We start from the raw sequence: 20,905 nt of genomic DNA, 5'->3' as shown, positions 1-20,905 counted from the left end.
CGCAGGGGGGCAGGGCTCAGGGTTCGAAGTGGGCTGCTTCGGCCGGAGCCAGGGCACGGTGGATGCTGGTGAGGTGGCCGGCCATGAGCTCAGGCAACTCATCAACGCCGAACCACCCGACGGCCAGGGATTCGTCGTCATTCACCCGGGCAGTTCCGGAAACGTAGCGGCAGAGGAACACCACATCAAGGAACTCGCACACGTCACCGTTCGGGTAGGTGAAGGGCCCAACAGCCCCCACGGAGACCACTCGCTCGGGTTCGGCCACAACTGCCGTTTCCTCAAAGATCTCCCGCACCAGGCCGCGTGCCGGCTGCTCCCCGGGTTCCAGCATCCCGCTGACCAAAGCCCATTGTCTGTTGTCCGCCCGCTGCGCGAGCAGGACGCGCCCCAGGGCGTCCACCACCACGCCGCGGACGCCCGGAACCCACAGCGGATCATTGCCGATTTTCTTACGGAGCTTCAGGACGTAGTCAGGCGCTGGCATGCCGCCAGCCTACCGAAGTGCTTTCCCCGTTTGCCTGCCGGAAGCAGTCCCCGGTCCCCCGCTGCGGGGGATCAGGCCGGAAGCAGCATGGCCGCAGCAGCTCCGGCGAGCATAAACGGCCCGAAGGGGATGGAGGATTTCAATGTCCCCCTGCCTGCAGCCAGGAGCACGATGGACCACACGCCGCCCAGCAGGAAGGCCAGGAAGGTACCGGCAAACAGGTGGCCCCAGCCGAGGTAGCCGAGGTACATTCCCAGGACTCCTGCCAGTTTCACGTCGCCAAAGCCCATTCCGGGCGGATAGGCCGCCCGGAGAACGAAGTAGAAGAGCCACAGTATGGCGGCTCCGGCCACTACCCGAAGCAGCGGAAGGGCCATCAAGCCTGCCGCGAATCCGGGGGCATCGGGGGCCCCGCCGGCGCCGGCACCGGGAAAGGCCGACGCCGCGAGGAGGAGCACACCGGCAACGGCGTAGGACGGAAAGATAATCCGGTTTGGCAGGAGGTGGTGGCGGACGTCAATCACTGTGAGCCGCACGGCCATCACTGCGAAGTAGGCGCAGGCAGCCAGCACCAGCCAGAAGGCCAGCGGGGTGTGCTGCCACAGTTCGCCCAGTCGTTGGATCACCCTCGGATGCTACTGGATTTCCACTCTCCGGCAGTACTGGCCGCGCGTAAACTGTGGATATGGCGACGTGGGAATCCCGGCACCGGCCGGATCCGGACAGTGGTGCTGCCTCCACGGACCTCGCAGCCATGTTCCGGGACCTCTGCCGGTCCTCTCCTTGGAAGTGGCAGTCGCTGCGCTTTGATTACTGGGATGAGCCGTTCCCGGAGGCTCCCAGTCCTGCTGCTCCGCTTGTCCGCGCCTGGCTGCGCCGCCCCGGGGCACTCCGCCTCGAAAGCCCGGAGGGACTGGTCCTCCACAGCACCACGGGAATCAACGATTCCAAAGACGGCCTTTACACCAGCTCCACCCGGAAATCCTGGCTCCTCCCGCCCCATCTGGTGACGCCCGTCTACGACGACCTGGGCCTGGTGCGGCGCCGCCCGGAAGCAGCCTACGGCGAGCCGGGCTTCGGCAACGGACGCTTCTCCGCCGCCCTGGACCCGGTGGAACTCGCAGGCAACGCGCCCGTGCCCCTCGAGTTCCCCGGCAGCAACGCCGTGGAAATGCACGAGGTCAGCCGCCGGGAGCATGAGGGCCGGCCCGCGCTCGAGGCCGTCGTCTCCCCCACCGCCGCCTATCGCCCCGTGGATCCTGCCGCTCCCCTGTGCCTGCCGGGCCGCACCCGGATCCGGGTGGACCTTGGAACGGGAGTGTGCGTCTCCAGCCGCTCCCTAGAATCCGGCACTGACCAGTACGGGCACTGGCTGCGGATCATCGCCGTCGACGAATATATGCTGGACGACCTGTTCCTTGCCCAGTCCATGAACCTTACCGACGTCCGCCGCCACATCAGCTGGGACGTCCCCGCGTGACCGTGACAGGCCGCCACGCAGGCTCATCGGCTAGGCTTCGCGGATGACTACGCTGGACGCCGTATGGCCGCTCTTCGGCCTGACCCTCAGAACTCCGCGGTTGGAGCTCCGCCCTGTCCTCGACCAGGACCTTCCGGCTGCCGTGGCCGCCGCCCGCAGCGGCATCCACGAGCCCGGCAGGAACCCGTTCAGCACCGCCTGGGCGGAAGCTCCGGAACATGAGCTCGGCCCCAGAATGGCGCAATGGCACTGGCGCTGCCGCGCGGAGTGCACCCCCGAGTCGTGGACCCTCCTGCTGGGCATCTGGCACGCCGGTGAGTTCATCGGCTGCCAGGACGTCGGGGCCAAAGATTTTTCGGCGCTCAAGACGGTCACCACAGGATCGTGGCTCACGCAGTCAATGCAGGGCCGCGGCTTTGGCAAGGAGATGCGTGCCGCCGTCGCCCTTTACGCGTTTGACTGGCTGGGCGCAGAAGTAGCCGAGTCCGAGGCCGCCGGCTGGAACGAAGCCTCCCTCGGCGTATCCCGCTCCCTCGGCTACGAAGCCAACGGCATCACGCGCAAGGCCTGGGGGACGCAGGTCGAGACAGTCCAGCACGTCCGCCTCACCCCGGACTCCTTCAAACGCCCCGACTGGACCCTCAGGGTAGAAGGCCACGAGGCAGCAGCGAAGTACTTGAACATCAGCTAGTGCCGGGACTTGGTGCCTGGGTGCGCCTTCCGGCAGCGTGCGTCAAAGGCGACGAAGGAGCCAGCACGCAGAGGAAGGGGCACCCAGGCACCCCCGCTTAGCCTTCGAGGAGTTCGGTGACCAGGGCTGCGATCGGGGACCGTTCGGAGCGGGTCAGGGTGATGTGGCCGAAGAGCGGGTGTCCTTTCAGGGTTTCGACGACGGCGGCGATGCCGTCGTGGCGTCCGACGCGGAGGTTGTCCCGCTGGGCGACGTCGTGGGTCAGGACGACCTTTGAGTTCTGGCCCATGCGGCTCATGACGGTGAGCAGGACGTTCTTCTCGAGGGACTGGGCCTCGTCGACGATCACGAAGGCGTCGTGGAGGGAGCGTCCGCGGATGTGGGTGAGCGGCATGACCTCGAGCATGCCGCGGTCCATGACTTCCTCCACTACTTCCTGGCTGACCAGCGCGCCGAGGGTATCGAACACGGCCTGCGCCCAAGGGTTCATTTTTTCGGACTCGGAGCCGGGCAGGTAGCCCAGTTCCTGGCCGCCCACCGCGAAGAGGGGCCGGAACACGATGACCTTGCGGTGCTCGCGGCGTTCCAGCACCGCTTCCAGGCCCGCGCACAAGGCAAGGGCGGACTTGCCGGTGCCCGCCCTGCCGCCGATGGAGACGATGCCGACGGCGGGATCCATCAACATGTCGATGGCCAGCCGCTGCTCCGCGGACCGTCCGTGGAGCCCGAACACATCACGGTCGCCTTTGACGAGCCGGACCTGCTTGTCTGCGCCCACCCGGCCCAGGGCGGAACCGCGGTTGGAGAGCAGCACGAGCCCGGTATTGACCGGCATCTCGGCGGCCGCGGGGATGAAGACGGGCTCGTGGCCGTACAGCGTGGAGATCTCCTGTTCGCCGACCTCAACTTCGGCAATTCCGGTCCAGCCTGAATCCTTCACCAGCTCGTTGCGGTATTCGTCGGCGGTGAGGCCCATGGCGGAGGCTTTGACACGCATCGGTAGGTCCTTGGACACCACGGTGACGTTGCGGCCCTCATTGGCGAGGTTCTTCGCCACGGCGAGGATCCGGCTGTCGTTGTCGCCGCTGCGGAATCCCAACGGAAGTACGTCCGAGGAGATATGGTTCAGCTCCACCCTCAGGGAGCCGCCGTCGCCGATGGGGATTGGCTGGTTGAGTCCGCCGTGCTTGACCCGAAGGTCGTCCAGGAGCCGAAGCGCCTTCCGGGCGAAGTAGCCAAGCTCGGGATCGTGCCGTTTTGCTTCCAGTTCCGTGATGACCACCACCGGCACAATCACCTCGTGTTCCGCAAAGCGGAGCAACGCACGGGGGTCGGAGAGCAGGACGGAGGTGTCAATGACGAAGGTGTTAATGTCGGCTTCCCTTCCGGAGACAGCAAAACCGGCCGCAGCATCTTCTGCCGCACCGGTTTGTATGGTGGCTCGCGTGGCGCGAGAGGTAGCTTTCTCTCCCTGGTCGGAAAGGACCTCGGGCAGTTGTTCAGAAGTAGCCACATCGACTCCAGCCCCGGGCGCCAGCCCGGAATTGTTATTGGTGAGGCGGCTCGGCCACGAGGCCGGGTCCGGCCTCCCATACAACCGGTGCGATGTTTCGCTCCATGTACTGGCCTCCCCGATCAGCCGGCGGTTTTGCCTGCTGATGGATATAACGTAAATCCCCGCCAACTAATTTCCGCATCCATTACGCGGCGATTCCTGTTGCGGGACTGTGAACTCGTGATTAACCGGATATGTCAGGAGCCGAAGCGGCGCTGCCGGCCCGCGTAGTCGCGCAGGGCCCGCAGGAAGTCCACCTTGCGGAATGCGGGCCACAGGGCCTCACAGAAGTAGAACTCGCTGTAGGCGCTCTGCCACATCAGGAAGCCGGAGAGCCGCTGCTCGCCCGACGTTCGGATCACCAGGTCCGGGTCCGGCTGGCCGCGGGTGTAAAGGAACCTGGAAATGTCGTCCACGGAAAGGTCGTCGGCCAGTTGGGAGATGTCCGCTCCCCTGGCCACGGCATCGTGGAGGAGTTCCCGCACCGCGTCGACGATCTCCCGGCGGCCGCCGTACCCCACGGCCACGTTGACGTGGATCTTCTCCTTGACGGGAGTCCGCGCCGTCAGCTTGTGGAGCCGTTCTGCCAGGTAATCGGGCAGGAGCTCCGGGGCACCCATCGCATGGACGGAGATGTTGGCGTCCTCGTCCAGGCGGTCCAGGGTGTTGGCGATGATACCCATCAGCAGGTCCAGTTCCTCACTGGACCTGTTCATGTTGTCGGTGGACAGCATGTACAGGGTGACCACTTTGACCCCGAGCTCCTGGCACCAGCCCAGGAACTCGTGGATCTTGTCTGCGCCCGCCTGGTGGCCCTGGCTGGTGGGGGCATTGAACTGCTTCGCCCACCGGCGGTTCCCGTCCACCATGACGCCGATATGCCGGGGTATCCGGTCACGGGGGAGGTCCTTGAGCAGCCTGCGCTCATAGAAGCCGTAGAGGAACCCGGGCAACTCCACGCGCTCACTCACCTGACTTCCTTGCTGTACGTACTTGCACATCCTAGGCTACCGTCCGGAGCGGCCAGGACCTGCCGGCGAGCCCCGGAAGGCCCTTCACGCTCCTTGCTACTCATCAGTAACTTACTGCGGCGTAGGTTATTCTGGGAGCATGAACAGCGACACCCCGGACGCCCCGCGGACGCCGCAGCGCAAGGACAGCAGGGCGGAAACAGGCCACGAAACAAACGCTGTGGATGAGGCCGCCGTCCGGCTGGCCGAACTCCTGATGATCAAGCCGAAATGGCGGGGCTGGATCCATACGGTTACGGCGCCGCTCGCCCTCGTGGCGGGAATCGTGCTGGTGATGCTGGCCCCCACGGCGGACCGCAAGGTTACCTCCGCTGTCTACGCGGCAACGGGCGTCCTGCTGTTCGGAGTCAGCGCAGTGTACCACCGGGGAAACTGGTCGCCAGGGGTCAAGATCGTCCTCAAGCGACTGGACCACACGAACATCATGCTGGTAATCGCCGGCAGCTACACGCCCCTGGCTTGGAGATTGCTGGAGCGCCCCCAGGCGGTCCTCCTGCTGTGGGTCATCTGGTCCGGGGCCATCCTCGGGGTGCTGTTCCGGCTTCTGTGGACGGATGCCCCGCGCTGGCTATATGTACCCATCTATGTAGCCCTGGGCTGCGGCGCTCTCGTTTACCTGCCGCAGTTCTTCCAGGCCAGCATTCCCTCCGCTGTCCTCATCTGCGTGGGCGGCGTCCTGTACATCACGGGCGCCGTGTTCTATGCGCTGAAAAAACCGAACATCAGCTACCACCACTTCGGCTTCCACGAACTGTTCCACGCCCTGACCGTGGTGGCTTTCGCGGCACACTTCACGGCCATAGCCATGGCGGTCCTCAGCTAGCCGCCAGCCTACGGCGGAGCCGGGCGCAGTGCCGGTGCCGCCTTATCAGTGCCGCTGATCTCCCTGCGCGGGCCCTGTCCCGCCGTCGGCCGTTCCCTGCACGGTGCCGGGCTCCTGCCTGCCGGACGCATCCTCGGCGGCGTCCGCCGCCTCGACGTCCGCCGCGGCAGCGGCAGCAATGCGGTCCTCCTCCACCTGCGCCCGGTACCGCACGCGCCGGATGCGCCGCACCATGTCCACGATCAGCAGTGCGGTGGCAATTACGAAAAACGCCGTCATGATGAAGCCCAGCAGGCCGGGCGTGACCTGGTCCTCGGAAATCCCCTCGCGCAGCGTGGGCGTGGGCAGGGGCGTGGGAGTGGTGGCCAAACTGAGGAGCAGGTGATGCACGGTTGTTTACCTTCTGTGGTGCGGGGGCAGCGGCCGGGACCGGCGAGGCGCCAGGCCCCATCTTCTACGCGACATAGAAATTGCCGGCTGCTTCTATCTTAGCCCCGCGAACAGATCCCGTTCGGGGAGCTCCGAAGGAACCCTTGAGTGGATCAGGGAGTAGTCTTCCCACGGCCAGGCCCGGCGCTGCATCTCGGGCGAGACGGCAAAAAAGAACCCCAACGGGTCCACCTGGGTCCGGTGGGCCCGGAGTGCGTCATCACGTACTTCGAAGAAATCCCCGCAGTCCACCTGCGTAGTGGTGGGGTGGATGGCGGGAGGCGGGGTATGGCCCTCCGCGTCCGCTTCGAGCCAGGCTGCCAGCCGTTCGGCGTACGGCGACTGGAGGCCCGCCTCCTCCAGGGCAAAATGCAGCGCACGGAAGCGCTCCGGACTGAACGCCCTGTCGTAGTAGAGCTTGCTGGGTTCCCAGGGCTCGCCGGCGTCCGGATATCGCGAACCGTCACCGGCGGACTCGAAGGCTTCCACTGCCACCCGGTGAGCCATGATGTGGTCCGGATGGGGGTAGCCGCCGTTTTCGTCGTAGCTGAGGATGACATGCGGCTTGAAGGACCGGACCAGCCGCACCAGGGGCGCAGCGGCCTGGTGCAGGGGCAGGGTGGCGAAGGATCCGGCGGGAAGGGGCGGAAGCGGGTCACCTTCGGGCAGGCCCGAGTCAACGAAGCCCAGCCACCGCTGCCTGATGCCCAGGATGGCCGCTGCCCGTTCCATTTCCAGGCGCCTGGCGCCTGCCATGTCCCGCTTGGGGTGCGGCTCGCCCTCAACTGCCGGGTTCTGGATGTCTCCCCGGGAACCGTCGGTGCATGTGGCCACCATGACGTCTACGCCTGACGCGGCATATTTGGCCATCGTCGCAGCGCCCTTGCTGGACTCATCGTCCGGATGGGCGTGGACCGCGAGCAGCCGTAGCGGCGCCGGGGAGGTGCTGGACGCTGTCATCGAAGGACGGCTCCTTATTCTTTTCTGCTGCCTGTGGGCGCTGGACGGGTCACTTGGGCGGGGCGGACGCTGGCCTGGCCGGGACCAACAGGCTTCCGCCGGAAAGGGCACTAAACTGGTCTGGTGACTTCCCCGGACCAGCCGGCCCAACCCGCGCCCGCAAACACTAGCCTAGCCAATCGCTATGGTGCTAAAAAGCGCAGGCTTAAGCCAGGAGCCAGGCGCGCCATCGGCGGTGCGGCGCTGGCCGCGGGAATCGGGTTCCTCGCCTGGGTTTCCACATCCCAGTCACTGTCTGACGTTTCGTTCAAGGACATTGGCTACAGGACCACGGACGCCACGCTTGCGGAAGTTGACTTCCAGGTCACGCGCGAGCCCGGAACCGCCGTCAAGTGCGCGGTCAAGGCACTGGACTCCAAGTTTGCGGTGGTGGGGTGGAAGGTTGTGGACATTCCGCCCGCACCTGCCGACGGAACAGCCGACGGCGGCCGCACAGTTGCGCAGCGGGTGGCCGTACGCACGGAATCACTGTCCGTCTCCGGTGTAGTGGACAGCTGCTGGGCCGCTGGCACATAAGTCCGGTGTTGCCTGGGGCCGGCGCCTGAAAAAGTGGCCGGAGCATGTGACGTGCGCCGCTTCGCTGTTGGGTTAACTCCAAGGGATTGACTACAATGAAGGCATACCTTTACCCCGCTGAGCTGGTTACTGTTCCACAAGTGGCCACCGTGGCGGGGTCTTTTGCATGTAGGACCACAAGAGGAGAAGTCCGTGTCTACCACCAACAGCGCAGCTGCAGCCTGGCTCACCCAGGAAGCTTTTGACCGCCTGAAGGCAGAGCTGGACCACCTTTCCGGCGCTGGCCGGGCAGAGATCGTCCAGAAGATTGAAGCAGCCCGGCAAGAGGGTGACCTCAAGGAGAACGGCGGCTACCACGCAGCCAAGGAGGAGCAGGGCAAGATCGAGGCCCGCATCCGCCAGCTGACCGCGCTGCTCCGTGACGCCCATGTGGGCGCGGCCCCCGCGGACGACGGGATTGTGGAGCCCGGCATGATCGTCGTTGCCAGGATCGCGGGCGACGAAGAGACTTTCCTCCTCGGTTCCCGCGAAATCGCCGGCGATTCCGATCTTGACGTGTTTAGCGAGAAGTCACCCCTTGGGGCCGCCATTCTTGGACACAAGGAAGGCGAAACCCTGAGCTACGTGGCGCCCAACGGCAAGGACATCAAGGTGGAGATCCTCTCCGCCAAGCCCTACGCTGCATAGCCGTCCATATCCTGGAAGCGCCGGCCGTCCCGAAAGGGACGGCCGGCGTTCCACTTTAAAGTGGCAGGAACTTAGAGCGCCGAACCCATGGCCCGGCTGCGGCGGCGAAGCAGCAGTGCGGCCACTACTCCCCCGGCTGCCCCGCCAAGGTGCGCCTGCCACGAGATGTAGCCTGCCCCGATGGGCAGGACCCCCAGCAGGATGCTGCCGTAACCCATGAAGAGGACCACCGCCAGGAGGATCTGCCGCCAGCTGCGGTTAATGAATCCCCGGACCAGGAGAAAGGAAAACAGGCCGAACACCAGGCCTGACGCCCCCACGGTGATGCCGCCGTCGCCAATCAGCCAAACGGTCAGGCCGGATCCCAGCCAGCTGAAGGCGAGGGCGGTCAGGAATACCCGGAGCCCCGAGAGGAACACCAGGAAGCCGAAGATGATCAGCGGCAGGCTGTTGGACAGGAGATGGTTCAGGTTGGCGTGCAGGAGAGGGAAGGTGAAGATGTCCAGTAGCCCGTCGGCGCTTCTGGGCCGGAGCCCGAACGTCGCGTTGAGCGAGCGCAGCATCACCATGTTGAACAGTTCGATGACAAAGAGGAACACCACGAAGCTGCCCAGCAGGAGCAGCCCGCCCTTGGCCCGGGCAGCGATTGTCCGCCGCTGCCCAAAGCTCCCGTTTCCCGCCAGTCCGGCCATGGGGCGGGTCCTAGTGCACCACGATGGGCTGGAAGCCTTCGGCACGCAGGGCGCTGAGCACCTGTTCCCCGTGCTCGTGGCCTTTCGTTTCAAGGTTCACCGTGATGGACACGTCTCCCATGCTGATGGAGCCGCCCACGCGGGTGTGGTCCAGGCCGGTGACGTTGGCATCGTTCTCGGCGATGATCCGGGCGATGGTGGCCAGGGAACCGGGGCGGTCATCGAGCATCATGCGGACCGTCATGTAGCGCCCTGCCGCGGAGAGGCCCCGCTGGATGACCTTGAGCATGAGCATGGGGTCGATGTTGCCGCCGGAAAGGACCGCCACCGTGGTTCCCGGGTTCTCGATCTTGCCGTCCATCAGCGCTGCCACGCCAACCGCACCCGCAGGCTCCACCACCATCTTGGCCCGCTCCAGCAGGAAGATCAGTGCGCGGGCCAGCGAGTCTTCACTGACCGTCACCACGTCATCGACGAGTTCACGGATGATGCTGAAGGGAAGCTGCCCGGGCCGGCCGACGGCGATGCCGTCAGCCATGGTGGAGACCTTCTTCAGGGGCACCAGCGCATCTGCGGCGAGGGAGGGAGGATAGGCGGCGGCGTTTTCGGCCTGGACCCCGATGATGCGGATGTTCCGGCCCAGCTCCCTGGCCCTGGCCTTGACGGCGACGGCAACCCCGGCCAGGAGCCCGCCGCCGCCGACGCCCATGAGGATGGTGTCCACGTTGGGAACCTGCTCGAGGATTTCCAGGCCCAGCGTGCCCTGGCCCGCCACCACGTCCACATTGTCGAACGGGTGGACAAAAACGGTGCCCGTCTCGTTGCTGTAGCGCTGGGCCTCGGCGAGCGCCTCGTCCACGTTGTGTCCGTGCAGGATTACCTCGGCGCCGTGGCTGCGGGTGGCCGCCAGCTTAGGCAGCGCCACGCCCAGCGGCATGTAGATGCGGGCCTTGATTCCCAGGCTCTTGGCTGCAACGGCTACGCCTTGGGCGTGGTTGCCTGCAGAAGCGGCCACCACTCCACGCTTCTTTTCCTCCGGGGAAAGCCGCGCCATGCGCACGTACGCGCCGCGGACCTTGAACGATCCGGCCCGCTGGAGGTTTTCGCACTTGAAGAAGACATCCCCGCCCACCATGGTCCCAAGGGCGCGGGATGATTCCACCGGTGTCCGCGCAATAATCCCGTCGAGCAGCTTCTGCGCCTCCAGGACATCGTCCAGCGTGACGGGAAGGGTTTCGAGGATGTTCACGGACTATTCTCCTTTGGATTCGGCCCCGGCGCCCCGTTCCGCAGCGGGAGGGGCATCAGGTTGTTCTGCTTTCGTGCCGGCGGCGGCGCCCTTGCCGCGGCTGAGTACTGCCGGCGGCTGAACGTCCCGGATGGTGTTGTCCACTCCGGCGCCCGCCGTCAAAGGCTCTCCGGTCCATGCCGGCACTTGTTCATGTTCCCACGTTCTGGCGGCGATGTAGCGAATGGCAGTATTTGCGACGGCGAGGATGGGCACCGAAAAGAGGGCACCCGGAATGCCGGCAAGGTAGGACCCGGCTGCCACCGACAGGATCACTGCCACCGGATGCAGGGCCACGGCCTTGCCCATGACGAGCGGCTGCAGGATGTGGCTTTCCAACTGCTGGACAAGCAGGACGATGCCGAGCATGATCAGGGCGTTGATGGGGCCGTTGGCCACCAGTGCCAGCAGGACTGCGACGGCGCCGGTCACCAGGGCGCCCACGATCGGGATGAAGGAACCGATAAAGACGAGCACACTCAAGGGAAGCGCCAGCGGGACGCCGATAATCGCGGCACCCACGCCAATGCCTACCGCGTCGACGAAGGCCACAAACATCTGGATGCGGGCGTAGCTGACCATCGATGCCCAGCCCTTGCGCCCGGCACCGAACGTTGCTGCCCTGGCCTTTTTGGGGAGCAACCGGACCAGGAACGCCCAGATCCGGTCCCCTTCCAGGAGGAAGAAAATCAGTATGAACAGGGCCAGGATGAGACCGGCAGCAAAGTGCCCCGCCGTACTGCCGAAGGACAGGGCCCCGCTGACAATGCTGCTGGTGTTGTTTTGCAGGGCGGTGGTGGCTTCCTTCAGGTACTGGTCCATCTGGTCTGCCGTGACATGGAGGGGCCCGTCAGCCAGCCAGTCCTGGATCTGCTTGACTCCGGCGAGCGCCTCGGACCAGAGCTCCCCGAAACCGGCGACGAGTTGCCTGCCCACCAGCGCCAGGGATCCTGCGATCAGGCCGATGAAGCCGACCACGGTGACGGCCACAGCCACCCCGGACGGCAGTCTGTTTTTCTTGAGCCATCCCACCACCGGGCTCAGGAGCCCGGCGAGCAGGGCAGCCACCATGACCGGAATCATAAGGAAGCTGATCCTGCTCAGCAGCCAGACGAGCGCGCCTCCCACCAGGAGGATCAGTCCCAGGCGCCAGGCCCAGGACGCCGCTATCCGCACGCCGTAGGGTATATCGCGGTCCAGTTCACGGTCCGCGAGGATCCGCAGGGGCTGGTTCATGGCAGGCAGTTGCTGGCTTGGGGAAGTGTTGGGGGAGGTAACGGCATCCTCTGCTGGCGTCATAGCCTAATACTTCCCCAGCCGGGGCCTATTCGGAAACCGCTACCGTTCGCTGCCAGGGGTGTAGTCGATCCCCCATTCGATGGTGAAGGACTCACCCGGGTCCAGCCAGCGCAGGCCGTCCCCGGAGTTGAAGGCGTTGGCCGGCCCGGTCATGGGTTCAACGGCCACCGCGCGGCTGCGTCCCGGATACTCGGTGCTGACGAAGACGTGGACATATCGGCAGGCTTCGCCCTGCCAGAGGCTCACGTTCGTGCCGTCCTTCGCAGCAAGCGTGTGGCGGGCTTTCCCTGCTTCGAACTGCAGGCCTGTCAGCGCCACGTCCACGGCGAGGGCCGCGATGTTCTGCCCTGCCCTGAAGTCGGTCTCCCCCTGCACGGCTGCCGTGCTGCGCGGAATGAGGCGTTCGTCGGCAACCAGGCACGTGTCGGCGGCAACGGTCAGCACCAGGTCCTCGACGGGCGTGTCGCCCAGCCGCAGGTAAGGGTGGGCACCCAGGACGAAGGGTGCCGGCTCCTTGGAATCGTTGAACAGGGTCTGGCGGACTGCCAGCCCCAGCTCGTCGCCGAGCTGGTACTGCACGCGGTGCCGCACCAGGAAGGGGTACCCGTGCTGCGGAAAGATGGTGGCCTCCAGGGAAACGGAGTGCTCTGACTCGTCCACGAGGGCATAGGCGGAATTGCGGAGCAGTCCGTGGCTGGCGTTGTTCCTGGCCACCTCGGTGATGTCCAGCTGCTGCTTTTTGCCGTGCAGGAACCACGTGCCGTCCTCCACGCGGTTGGCCCACGGCGCCAGGGTGATGCCGGCAGCGCCGGGCGCGATCTGGTCGTCGCTGTAGGTTTCCGTCAGGAGCATTCCTCCCCTGCTGAAAGACCGCAGGCCGGCGGCTAGTTCGGTGACCACGGCCAGGGCGTCGCCGCGGCGGAGCTCGTACTGCCTGCCGGTGGCATAGCCGCGCAGGGCAGGCTCGCTGTTGGATTCACGGGGAGAACTGGAAGTCATGGGCACCACCGTACCCCGGCAGGACGTGTGCCCGCAGCAGACCGGATGTTAGATTTTGTTGTTAACTATTCTTTTTTGATCGAACGTGTCACACTTTTATCCATGACAGCTATCACGAGCACCAGGCTCTCCGACGGCAGGGAACTCATCTATTTCGATGACGCCGCAACCCCCAAGCCGCGCGCCGCCGAATTCACCACCGACCATCGCGGTCTCCCCCCGAGGGGGGAACCCGGCGAGGTCCGCTACGACGCACTGACGGACGAGTGGGTTGCCGTCGCGTCGCACCGGCAGGCACGGACCCACCTCCCGCCGGCGGACCAGTGCCCGATCTGCCCCACCACCCCCAGCAATCTTTCTGAGATCCCTGCTTCGGACTACGACGTGGTGGTGTTTGAAAACCGCTTCCCCTCGCTTGGTCCCGCGCTGGGCCCGATACCGGGCGAGGCAGCATGGGGTACCAAGGGTCCCGCGTACGGACGCTGCGAGGTAGTGGCGTTCACCCCCTCCCACACCGGATCCTTCAGTGAACTGGGCGAAGAGAGGTCCCGTACTGTCATCGAGGCCTGGGCCCAGCGAACGCGGGCCCTGAGCGGGCTGCCCGGAATCAAGCAGGTCTTCCCCTTCGAAAACCGTGGCGCGGACATTGGGGTAACACTCCACCACCCCCACGGCCAGATCTACGCCTACCCTTACATCACTCCCCGCGCGGGCGTCCTCGGCGCTGCAGCACGAAGGTTCTACGATGCCCGGGACGGCGACACCCTCACCGGCTCACTGCTGCGCTCCGAGCGGGAGGACGGAAGCAGGATGGTCCTGGAAGGGGAGAACTTCAGCGCGTATGTTCCCTTTGCCGCCCGGTGGCCGCTCGAAATCCACCTGGTGCCCCACCGCCAGGTCCCCGACCTCGCGGCGCTGAGCGGCGAGGAGAAGGACGAACTCGCTTGCGTCTACCTCGAGCTGCTCCGGAGGGTGGACGGCCTCTACCCCACGCCCACCCCGTACATATCCGCCTGGCACCAGGCTCCCCTGGATCCGGTTCTGCGGCCCGCCGGCTACCTCCACCTCCAGCTGACCTCCCCGCGGCGGGCGGCCGATAAGCTGAAGTACCTGGCAGGGTCGGAGGCAGCCATGGGCGCTTTCATCAATGACACCACCCCGGAAAGCGTCGCCGAGCGGCTGCGCACGGTAACCCTTCCGCCTTCCACCACCCCCGCCGTCGCGGCGGCCGCACCTGAAGGAGCCCACGCGTGAACCCCGCACCGGATCCCCTGACCACAAGCGCGCCTGCAGTGACCCAGGATCTTGCGGCACGGTTTTCACAGGAGTTCGGCAGCGCTCCGGACGGAATCTGGCAGGCGCCGGGCCGGGTAAACCTTATCGGCGAGCACACGGACTACAACGAGGGTTTCGTCCTCCCCTTCGCCATCAACCGCACCGCCCGGGTGGCCGTCAGGGTCCGCCCCGGTTCCTCTGTGCGCCTGCTCTCCACCTACGGCGACCAAGGCCTGGTAAGCACCAGGCTGGATTCGCTGGAGCCGGGCTCCGCCAAAGGATGGACCAAATACCCGCTCGGCGTGATGTGGGCGCTGAAACAGCGAGGCATCGCTGTCCCGGGCGTTGACCTGCTGCTGGACTCGGATGTCCCCCTCGGGGCCGGACTGTCCTCCTCCCACGCGATTGAATGTGCCGTCATCTCGGCACTGAACGATCTCACCGGGGCCGGGCTCGAAGCCCAGGAAATGGTGCTGGCCACGCAGCGTGCCGAAAATGACTTTGTCGGCGCTCCCACAGGGATCATGGACCAGTCCGCCTCGCTCCGCGGTTCGGAAGGCCACGCGGTCTTCCTGGACTGCCGGAACCAGAACGTGCGCCTGGTTCCCTTCGAGACGCAGCCCGCGGACCTGGTGATGCTCGTGATCGACACCAAGGTCTCGCACTCGCATGCCGACGGCGGCTATGCCTCCCGGCGGGCATCCTGCGAACTCGGCGCGGAAGTGCTGGGGGTCAAGGCGCTCCGTGACGTGCAGCTGGGCGATCTGGCGGAAGCCAGCGGCCTCCTGGATGAAGTCACGTTCCGCCGCGTCCGCCACGTGGTCACGGAAAACGACCGCGTACTCCAGACCGTCGAGCTCCTGGCAAGCCAAGGGCCAGGCGCCATTGGTCCCCTGCTGGACGCCAGCCACACGTCCATGCGGGACGACTTCGAAATCTCCTGCCCCGAGCTGGACCTGGCGGTGGACGCTTCCCGTGCCAGCGGCGCCATCGGTGCACGGATGACCGGGGGCGGATTCGGCGGAGCGGCCATAGCGCTCACCCCGGTGGCCCTGGAGCAAAAGGTGCGTGACGCCGTCGCCACTGCCTTCGCGGATGCCGGCTTCAAAGCGCCGGACATCTTCGCGGTCTCGCCCGCGGCGGGGGCCCGGCGGATCGCCTAGAGCCAGCCGCAGTGCGCTTAACTGCTGAGGGCCCCACCATATGGTGGGGCCCTCAGCTATTGGGAAGGTCCGACGGCGGGAGCCGCCTTGTGCGCTACTCTTCCCCGCGCAGGATGGACAGCAGGCGGATGATTTCCACGTAGAGCCATACCAGCGTGACCGTCAGGCCGAATGCGGCCGTCCAGGAGAAGCGCTGGGGGGCGCCGTTGCGGACACCCTCCTCGATGCTGGTGAAGTCCATGACCAGGGAGAATGCCGCGAGACCGATGGCCAGGATGCCGATGGCGACGCCGATGATGCCGCTGCGCAGCCCGAAGGGTTCCGATGTCAGGCCGGTCATCATCATGACGAGGTTCACGACAGAGAAGAGGGCGTAGCCAACCAGGGCGATCATGAAGAACTTCATGGCCTTCGGGGTGGCGCGGACCTTGCCGCTCTTGAACAGGAGCAGCGTCACCGTGAAGACGGACAGCGTGCCGAGGACAGCCTGAAGCCCCACTCCCGGGTACATGGCGTCCAGGACCCGGGTGAGGCCGCCGAGGAAGAGGCCTTCAAGGCCTGCGTAAGCAAGAATCAGTGCCGGCGACGGCTGCTTCTTGAAAGTGTTGACCAGGGCCAGCACGAAACCGCCCAGCGCACCAACGATCATCAGGAGCGAAGCCAGGCCCATGCTGACGAACAGCGTCACTGCGGCACCGGCGAGCAGCACCCCGAGGCAGGCGGTGGTCTTGACGATGACGTCGTCGAAGGTCATCCTGCCGGTGTCCGCCGGGCCCGCAGCGGGCTGGTTGTACATCTGCTGCAGCTGCTCATTGGTCATGTTCTGTGGCTGGCCGTACGGCTGCTGGCCGTAGGGCGCCTGCCCGTACGGCTGCTGGCCGTAGGGCGCGTGTCCGTAGGGAGCCTGCGGGACAGGCGGTGCCTGGGTGGCTCCACGGAAGCTTTTTCCGTTGAAGATCGGGTTGCCGCCAAGTGCCATTGCTGGATTCCTCCATAGGGATGTGTTGAAACCTTAAGGTTTACGGTACCAATTCTCACGTAAGTGCGCCCGTGAAAGTTCCCCGCCCCCGCCACGAGAGCGGAGTTGTTATCCGATCGCTACCATCGGCGCCTGAACCGCGGCATTTCCCGCAACATCCGCGCTGTAGCATAAGCCAAGCAGGGTGACGGAACTCACACACGTGCGGTGCCGCGCCAGATTGGCACCATCCTATCCCTGCATCCGTTCGCAACGGCTGCAAAGGCGCAGCCGAGACCGCCCCCAAGTGGAGGTTATTCAATTTGAGAAGTACACCCCAAGGCCGGCCGGCCGAAGGACGCCGCAGGTTGCTGAGGTTAATGGGAGCCATAAGCGCGTCCATCCTGGCAATCCTTCTTGTGGCAGCACCGGCATCGCAGGCCACTTCCCCGTCTCCGACACCATCCCCGTCGAACCAGACATTCCAGAACAACATCAGTGGATTTCTCCGTGATGACACCCGCGCACCCCTGGCGGATGTGTCCATCACGGCCAAGAAGGACGGCTTCACCGGTACGGCCAAGTCGTCGGCGAACGGATCCTGGAACATCGGCGTGCCCGATCAGGGCACGTACACGGTGGAACTGGACGAATCGACCCTTCCCGAGGGCATCAAGCTGGCTGAAGGCCAGGAAAACCCCCGCCAGGTGACCTTCAGCCAGACCTCAAACCTGTCGGTGATCTTCGCCTTCGGCAAGGGCATCGTGGTGCAGCAGCAGGACTTCGGCCAAAACCTGCTCAACCGGCTCGTGGCCGGCCTGAGCTTCGGCCTTCTCCTTGCCCTCGCCTCAGTAGGCCTTTCGCTGATTTTCGGCACCACCGGCCTCACCAACTTCGCCCACGGCGAGATGGTCACCCTCGGGGCGGTGCTGGTGTTTGCCTTCAACGCCATCGGCCTCCCCTTCTGGCTGGCCCTGATCCTGTCCCTGTTGGGCGGTGGTCTGTTCGGATATGCCCAGGACCGAGGCCTGTGGCGGCCGCTGCGCCGACGCGGCACCGGCCTGGTGCCAATGATGATTGTCAGCATCGGGCTTGCGCTTGCTGTCCGGTACGTCATCCAGTTCTACTTCGGCGGCGCCACCCAGCAGCTGCCGTTCGCGCAGAGCCCCGAGATCCAGCTGGGCCCGGTATCCATCTCACCCAACAACCTCTGGTCCCTCGGGATCAGCGCGGTGGTGATCGCCCTGATCGGCATCGTTCTGCTGAAGACCAGGCTGGGCAAGGCAACCCGTGCGGTAGCCGACAACCCGGCACTGGCGGCCGCCTCAGGCATCGACGTCGACTCCGTCATTCGGATTGTCTGGATCACGGGCGGCATGCTGGCCTCCCTGGGCGGCATCCTCTGGGCGTACTACCGTCCCGGCGTCACCTTCGACATGGGCTCGGCCATCCTCCTGCTGATTTTCGCCGGCGTCACCCTCGGCGGGCTCGGCACAGTCTTCGGCGCCCTGATCGGTTCCGTCATTGTGGGCATCTTCGTGGAACTGACCACCGTGTTCGGCCTTGCCGCAGACCTTAAGTATGTAGGTGCCCTGTTCATCATGATCGTTGTCCTATTGTTCCGGCCGCAGGGAATCCTGGGCCGGCGCGAGCGCGTGGGTTAGGAGACAGCCATGGACTTTGGATTCATTCTTGCCAGCGCTGCCGGTGAAATTTTCAGCCCGACGACGGCCGCGTACGCCCTCGCTGCGCTCGGCCTCGCCGTGCACTTCGGCTACTCAGGCCTGCTGAACTTTGGCCAGGCCGGCTTCATGGCGGTGGGAGCCTACGGCTTCGCCATCTCCACGCTCACCTTCGGTGTCCCGTTTTTCGTTGGACTGCTGATCGCCATCATTGCCTCCGCAATTTTTGCGCTGCTCCTCGGCATCCCCACCCTGCGGCTCCGGGCAGACTACCTCGCCATCGTGACCATTGCAGCGGCGGAAATCGTCCGGTACATCGTGACCACCAACCAGCTCACCTCGGTTACCGGTTCAGCCAACGGTCTGGCGGCCTTCGAAGGCGGGTTCTACGCCATGAACCCCTTCCCCGAGGGCTCCTACTTCGGCATGAACAACCGCGACTTCTTCATCCGCGTGGTGGGCTGGGCACTGGTTGCCCTCTGCTGCACCCTGGTGTGGCTGCTGATGCGCAGCCCCTGGGGACGCGTCCTCAAGGGGATCCGCGAAGATGAGAACGCCGTCCGGTCCCTTGGCAAGAACGTCTATGCCTACAAGATGCAGGCACTCATTATCGGCGGCGTCCTTGGCGCACTCGCCGGCATGATCTTCACCCTCCCCCGCGGAGCGGTGCAGCCGGCCAACTACGGCACGGAACTGACGTTCTTCCTCTACACCTGCCTCCTGCTGGGAGGCCTGGGCACCGTGCTCGGACCGGTCATCGGCGCGATGATCTTCTGGGTTGTCCTGTCACTGACCCAAGGCATCCTGTACGGCCTGATCGAGTCAGGGGCCATCACCTGGCTGAACACGGTCCAGGCCGGGCAGCTGCGCTACATCCTGGTTGGCGTCGCGCTGATGCTGCTGATGATCTTCAGGCCCCAGGGCGTCTTTGGAAACAAGAAGGAGCTGGCGTTCGCATGAGCATGCACAGCGAAGAACCAACACCGGCCGGTACGGGCGAGTTGGACTACATGACCGACACCCGGCCCATCGCGGCCGGAGAAGTGGGGCCCGGCTGCAAAAAGCGCGACCCCATCGTGGTGGCAGAGAACGTGACCCGCAGCTTCGGAGGCATCAATGCGGTGGACGTCGAATACCTCGAAATCCCCCGCCACAAGATCACGGCGCTCATCGGCCCCAACGGCGCGGGCAAGACCACCCTCTTCAACCTGCTCACCGGCTTTGATACACCCAATACCGGAAAGTGGCAGTTCGAAGGCAAGAGCCTCGCCGGAGTGTCTCCCTACAAGGTGGCGCGGATGGGCATGGTGCGCACTTTCCAGCTCACCAAGGTCATGGGCAAGCTGACCGTGATGGAGAACATGCGCCTCGGCGCGGCAAACCAGCCCGGCGAGCGGCTGTCCAAGGCGCTGTTCAAGGGCATCTGGGGCGGCCGGGAGAAACAGATCACCGGCGAAGCCAACGTGCTGCTGGAGAAGTTCAAGCTCGACGCCAAAAAGGACGACTACGCTGCGTCGCTGTCCGGCGGCCAGCGCAAGCTCCTGGAGATGGCCCGGTCCCTCATGGTGCGGCCCAAGCTGGTGATGCTTGACGAACCCATGGCAGGCGTCAACCCGGCCCTGACCCAGTCGCTGCTGGACCACATCAAGAACCTCAAAGCCGAAGGCATGACCGTCCTCTTCGTGGAACACGACATGCACATGGTCCGCCACATCGCAGACTGGGTGGTGGTCATGGCCGAGGGGAAAGTGGTCGCGGAGGGCCCGCCGGGCGAAGTGATGAAGAACCCTGCGGTCATCGACGCCTACCTTGGTGCACACCACGACGTCGACCTCGGCGACTCCGAAGGCCTCAAGGAGCTCGCAGCTGAACTTGTGGCGGACGAGGAATCGATCGTCGGAACCGAAAATGCGGGCATTATCTCCCTCGACATTGTGGCCAAGGAGGCGGACGAGGACCGCCCCGACCGGACCCGGGGCCGCCATGGCAGCACGGATACGGGCAGCACAGAGAAGGACAGCCAATGAGCAGCACCAGCGCGGCACCAGCCGCACACCCAGTCATCGACGGGGACTCGGTGGTCAAGGTCACCGACCTTGTGGCGGGCTACCTGCCGGGAGTCAATATCCTCAACGGCTGCAGCATCGAGGCCCGCAAAGGCGAACTGATCGGGATTATCGGCCCCAACGGGGCCGGCAAGTCCACCCTTCTGAAAGCAATGTTCGGCCTGGTGAAGGTCCATTCGGGCACGGTGGTGGTCCGTGGCCAGGACATCACCGGGTTGAAGGCGAACAAGCTGGTGACCCGCGGGGTGGGCTTCGTCCCGCAAACCAACAACGTGTTCGCTACGCTGACCATCGAGGAAAACCTGCAGATGGGCATGTTCCAGCGCCCCAAGGATTTCGCCGAACGGTTCGACTTCGTGGCCGGCCTGTTCCCGGAACTTGGCAAGCGGCGCGCGCAGCGGGCCGGCTCGCTGTCCGGCGGTGAACGCCAGATGGTGGCCATGGGCCGCGCACTGATGATGGATCCGGCCGTGCTGCTGCTTGATGAGCCGTCCGCGGGCCTCTCCCCCGTCAAGCAGGACGAGACCTTCCTGCGCGTCCATGAGATCAACCGTGCAGGCGTCTCGGTGATCATGGTGGAACAGAACGCCCGGCGCTGCCTGCAGATCTGCGACCGCGCCTACGTCCTGGACCAGGGCCGGGACGCCTACACCGGCACCGGCCGCGAGCTGATGAAGGATCCCAAAGTCATCCAGCTCTACCTCGGGACGCTGGCCGACACCGTCGAGTAGGGCACACTCCACACAAAGGAGCCCCCGTCCTGT

General features: G+C 65.3%; 22 protein-coding genes. 11 read left to right on the top strand and 11 right to left on the bottom strand.

What is annotated here, in order from left to right:
- Window positions 1-16: 16 nt before the first annotated feature.
- Both Q9R30_RS14370 and Q9R30_RS14365 read right to left on the bottom strand, forming a co-directional pair.
- Window positions 17-487, bottom strand: a complete 471-nt coding sequence (locus tag Q9R30_RS14370) for an NUDIX domain-containing protein (RefSeq protein ID WP_311217983.1) — start codon at window positions 485-487, stop codon at window positions 17-19.
- 71 nt (window positions 488-558) lie between these two features.
- Complete coding sequence (locus Q9R30_RS14365) at window positions 559-1,113, bottom strand: prepilin peptidase (protein WP_311217982.1); 555 nt, start codon at window positions 1,111-1,113, stop codon at window positions 559-561.
- A 59-nt stretch (window positions 1,114-1,172) separates the two neighbouring features.
- Between Q9R30_RS14365 and Q9R30_RS14360 the strand changes: the two genes are divergently transcribed.
- Both Q9R30_RS14360 and Q9R30_RS14355 read left to right on the top strand, forming a co-directional pair.
- The gene (locus Q9R30_RS14360) at window positions 1,173-1,967 is read left to right on the top strand and encodes a hypothetical protein (protein ID WP_311217981.1); all 795 of its coding nucleotides are present in this window, start codon (window positions 1,173-1,175) and stop codon (window positions 1,965-1,967) included.
- Window positions 1,968-2,010: 43 nt separating this feature from the next.
- Window positions 2,011-2,658 (top strand): GNAT family protein, encoded by a 648-nt coding sequence (locus Q9R30_RS14355; protein WP_311217980.1) that lies wholly within the window; start codon window positions 2,011-2,013, stop codon window positions 2,656-2,658.
- 97 nt (window positions 2,659-2,755) lie between these two features.
- On the opposite strand, the gene Q9R30_RS14350 is transcribed toward Q9R30_RS14355, so the two are convergent.
- Both Q9R30_RS14350 and Q9R30_RS14345 read right to left on the bottom strand, forming a co-directional pair.
- Complete coding sequence (locus Q9R30_RS14350) at window positions 2,756-4,171, bottom strand: PhoH family protein (protein ID WP_311217979.1); 1,416 nt, start codon at window positions 4,169-4,171, stop codon at window positions 2,756-2,758.
- A gap of 239 nt (window positions 4,172-4,410) precedes the next feature.
- On the bottom strand, window positions 4,411-5,172 hold the full coding sequence (locus tag Q9R30_RS14345; protein ID WP_104999660.1) for an isoprenyl transferase: 762 nt from the start codon (window positions 5,170-5,172) through the stop codon (window positions 4,411-4,413).
- 151 nt (window positions 5,173-5,323) lie between these two features.
- Between Q9R30_RS14345 and Q9R30_RS14340 the strand changes: the two genes are divergently transcribed.
- Window positions 5,324-6,067 (top strand): hemolysin III family protein, encoded by a 744-nt coding sequence (locus Q9R30_RS14340; protein ID WP_396136729.1) that lies wholly within the window; start codon window positions 5,324-5,326, stop codon window positions 6,065-6,067.
- A 45-nt stretch (window positions 6,068-6,112) separates the two neighbouring features.
- Here the strand turns inward: Q9R30_RS14340 and Q9R30_RS14335 are convergent, their stop codons facing one another.
- Together Q9R30_RS14335 and mca are read right to left on the bottom strand one after the other, a co-directional pair.
- Window positions 6,113-6,457 carry a hypothetical protein gene (locus Q9R30_RS14335; protein ID WP_104997212.1) on the bottom strand — a complete coding sequence of 115 codons (345 nt, stop codon included), beginning with the start codon at window positions 6,455-6,457 and terminating at the stop codon, window positions 6,113-6,115.
- Between the two features lie 93 nt (window positions 6,458-6,550).
- Window positions 6,551-7,456: a mycothiol conjugate amidase Mca gene (gene mca, locus Q9R30_RS14330; RefSeq protein WP_104997211.1), complete on the bottom strand. Its 906-nt coding sequence runs from the start codon at window positions 7,454-7,456 to the stop codon at window positions 6,551-6,553.
- Window positions 7,457-7,579: 123 nt separating this feature from the next.
- Here mca and Q9R30_RS14325 point away from each other — a divergent pair, with 123 nt between their 5' ends.
- Window positions 7,580-8,032 (top strand): DUF4307 domain-containing protein, encoded by a 453-nt coding sequence (locus Q9R30_RS14325; RefSeq protein ID WP_311217978.1) that lies wholly within the window; start codon window positions 7,580-7,582, stop codon window positions 8,030-8,032.
- 192 nt (window positions 8,033-8,224) lie between these two features.
- Window positions 8,225-8,719: a transcription elongation factor GreA gene (gene greA, locus Q9R30_RS14320; protein ID WP_104997209.1), complete on the top strand. Its 495-nt coding sequence runs from the start codon at window positions 8,225-8,227 to the stop codon at window positions 8,717-8,719.
- A 71-nt stretch (window positions 8,720-8,790) separates the two neighbouring features.
- On the opposite strand, the gene Q9R30_RS14315 is transcribed toward greA, so the two are convergent.
- From Q9R30_RS14315 to Q9R30_RS14300, 4 genes are read right to left on the bottom strand one after another with little or no spacing between them, the layout of a single operon-like run.
- Entirely contained in the window at window positions 8,791-9,411 is a 621-nt protein-coding gene (locus Q9R30_RS14315) for a rhomboid family intramembrane serine protease (protein ID WP_311217977.1), read from the bottom strand.
- Between the two features lie 10 nt (window positions 9,412-9,421).
- Entirely contained in the window at window positions 9,422-10,660 is a 1,239-nt protein-coding gene (gene ilvA / locus Q9R30_RS14310) for a threonine ammonia-lyase (protein WP_104997207.1), read from the bottom strand.
- A gap of 3 nt (window positions 10,661-10,663) precedes the next feature.
- Window positions 10,664-11,998 carry an AI-2E family transporter gene (locus Q9R30_RS14305; RefSeq protein ID WP_199775342.1) on the bottom strand — a complete coding sequence of 445 codons (1,335 nt, stop codon included), beginning with the start codon at window positions 11,996-11,998 and terminating at the stop codon, window positions 10,664-10,666.
- A gap of 39 nt (window positions 11,999-12,037) precedes the next feature.
- Window positions 12,038-12,997 (bottom strand): aldose 1-epimerase family protein, encoded by a 960-nt coding sequence (locus tag Q9R30_RS14300; RefSeq protein WP_311217976.1) that lies wholly within the window; start codon window positions 12,995-12,997, stop codon window positions 12,038-12,040.
- A 102-nt stretch (window positions 12,998-13,099) separates the two neighbouring features.
- Here Q9R30_RS14300 and galT point away from each other — a divergent pair, with 102 nt between their 5' ends.
- Entirely contained in the window at window positions 13,100-14,251 is a 1,152-nt protein-coding gene (galT, locus tag Q9R30_RS14295) for a galactose-1-phosphate uridylyltransferase (RefSeq protein ID WP_104997205.1), read from the top strand.
- Window positions 14,248-15,435, top strand: a complete 1,188-nt coding sequence (gene galK, locus Q9R30_RS14290) for a galactokinase (protein ID WP_311217975.1) — start codon at window positions 14,248-14,250, stop codon at window positions 15,433-15,435. Before galT ends, galK begins: the two co-directional genes overlap by 4 nt.
- Window positions 15,436-15,529: 94 nt before the next feature.
- On the opposite strand, the gene Q9R30_RS14285 is transcribed toward galK, so the two are convergent.
- A complete protein-coding gene (locus Q9R30_RS14285; RefSeq protein ID WP_104997203.1) occupies window positions 15,530-16,414 on the bottom strand; it encodes a Bax inhibitor-1/YccA family protein in 885 nt (294 codons plus the stop codon).
- Window positions 16,415-16,773: 359 nt separating this feature from the next.
- On the opposite strand from Q9R30_RS14285, the gene Q9R30_RS14280 reads away from it, so the two are divergent.
- The 4 genes from Q9R30_RS14280 to Q9R30_RS14265 are packed head-to-tail and all read left to right on the top strand — an operon-like array spanning window position 16,774 to window position 20,872.
- Window positions 16,774-18,057: a branched-chain amino acid ABC transporter permease gene (locus Q9R30_RS14280; protein WP_199775341.1), complete on the top strand. Its 1,284-nt coding sequence runs from the start codon at window positions 16,774-16,776 to the stop codon at window positions 18,055-18,057.
- A 9-nt stretch (window positions 18,058-18,066) separates the two neighbouring features.
- A complete protein-coding gene (locus tag Q9R30_RS14275) occupies window positions 18,067-19,035 on the top strand; it encodes a branched-chain amino acid ABC transporter permease (protein ID WP_104997201.1) in 969 nt (322 codons plus the stop codon).
- Window positions 19,032-20,102 carry an ABC transporter ATP-binding protein gene (locus tag Q9R30_RS14270; RefSeq protein WP_311217974.1) on the top strand — a complete coding sequence of 357 codons (1,071 nt, stop codon included), beginning with the start codon at window positions 19,032-19,034 and terminating at the stop codon, window positions 20,100-20,102. Before Q9R30_RS14275 ends, Q9R30_RS14270 begins: the two co-directional genes overlap by 4 nt.
- On the top strand, window positions 20,099-20,872 hold the full coding sequence (locus Q9R30_RS14265; protein WP_104997199.1) for an ABC transporter ATP-binding protein: 774 nt from the start codon (window positions 20,099-20,101) through the stop codon (window positions 20,870-20,872). Before Q9R30_RS14270 ends, Q9R30_RS14265 begins: the two co-directional genes overlap by 4 nt.
- Window positions 20,873-20,905: the final 33 nt, after the last annotated feature.

Source organism: Arthrobacter sp. AB6 (assembly GCF_031844545.1).
Classification (GTDB): domain Bacteria; phylum Actinomycetota; class Actinomycetes; order Actinomycetales; family Micrococcaceae; genus Arthrobacter.
This window is presented reverse-complemented; position numbering and strand designations above follow the sequence as displayed.

What these genes read in the sequence shown, in the direction of transcription:
- mca (WP_104997211.1), bottom strand. Translation starts at nt 7,456, where the DNA reads ATGACAGCGTCCAGCACCTCCCCGGCGCCGCTACGGCTGCTCGCGGTC.
- Q9R30_RS14280 (WP_199775341.1), top strand. Translation starts at nt 16,774, where the DNA reads ATGGGAGCCATAAGCGCGTCCATCCTGGCAATCCTTCTTGTGGCAGCA.
- Q9R30_RS14355 (WP_311217980.1), top strand. Translation starts at nt 2,011, where the DNA reads ATGACTACGCTGGACGCCGTATGGCCGCTCTTCGGCCTGACCCTCAGA.
- Q9R30_RS14360 (WP_311217981.1), top strand. Translation starts at nt 1,173, where the DNA reads ATGGCGACGTGGGAATCCCGGCACCGGCCGGATCCGGACAGTGGTGCT.
- Q9R30_RS14315 (WP_311217977.1), bottom strand. Translation starts at nt 9,411, where the DNA reads ATGGCCGGACTGGCGGGAAACGGGAGCTTTGGGCAGCGGCGGACAATC.
- Q9R30_RS14265 (WP_104997199.1), top strand. Translation starts at nt 20,099, where the DNA reads ATGAGCAGCACCAGCGCGGCACCAGCCGCACACCCAGTCATCGACGGG.
- Q9R30_RS14270 (WP_311217974.1), top strand. Translation starts at nt 19,032, where the DNA reads ATGAGCATGCACAGCGAAGAACCAACACCGGCCGGTACGGGCGAGTTG.
- Q9R30_RS14275 (WP_104997201.1), top strand. Translation starts at nt 18,067, where the DNA reads ATGGACTTTGGATTCATTCTTGCCAGCGCTGCCGGTGAAATTTTCAGC.
- Q9R30_RS14370 (WP_311217983.1), bottom strand. Translation starts at nt 487, where the DNA reads ATGCCAGCGCCTGACTACGTCCTGAAGCTCCGTAAGAAAATCGGCAAT.
- Q9R30_RS14285 (WP_104997203.1), bottom strand. Translation starts at nt 16,414, where the DNA reads ATGGCACTTGGCGGCAACCCGATCTTCAACGGAAAAAGCTTCCGTGGA.
- galT (WP_104997205.1), top strand. Translation starts at nt 13,100, where the DNA reads ATGACAGCTATCACGAGCACCAGGCTCTCCGACGGCAGGGAACTCATC.
- Q9R30_RS14300 (WP_311217976.1), bottom strand. Translation starts at nt 12,997, where the DNA reads ATGACTTCCAGTTCTCCCCGTGAATCCAACAGCGAGCCTGCCCTGCGC.
- Q9R30_RS14305 (WP_199775342.1), bottom strand. Translation starts at nt 11,998, where the DNA reads ATGACGCCAGCAGAGGATGCCGTTACCTCCCCCAACACTTCCCCAAGC.
- Q9R30_RS14340 (WP_396136729.1), top strand. Translation starts at nt 5,324, where the DNA reads ATGAACAGCGACACCCCGGACGCCCCGCGGACGCCGCAGCGCAAGGAC.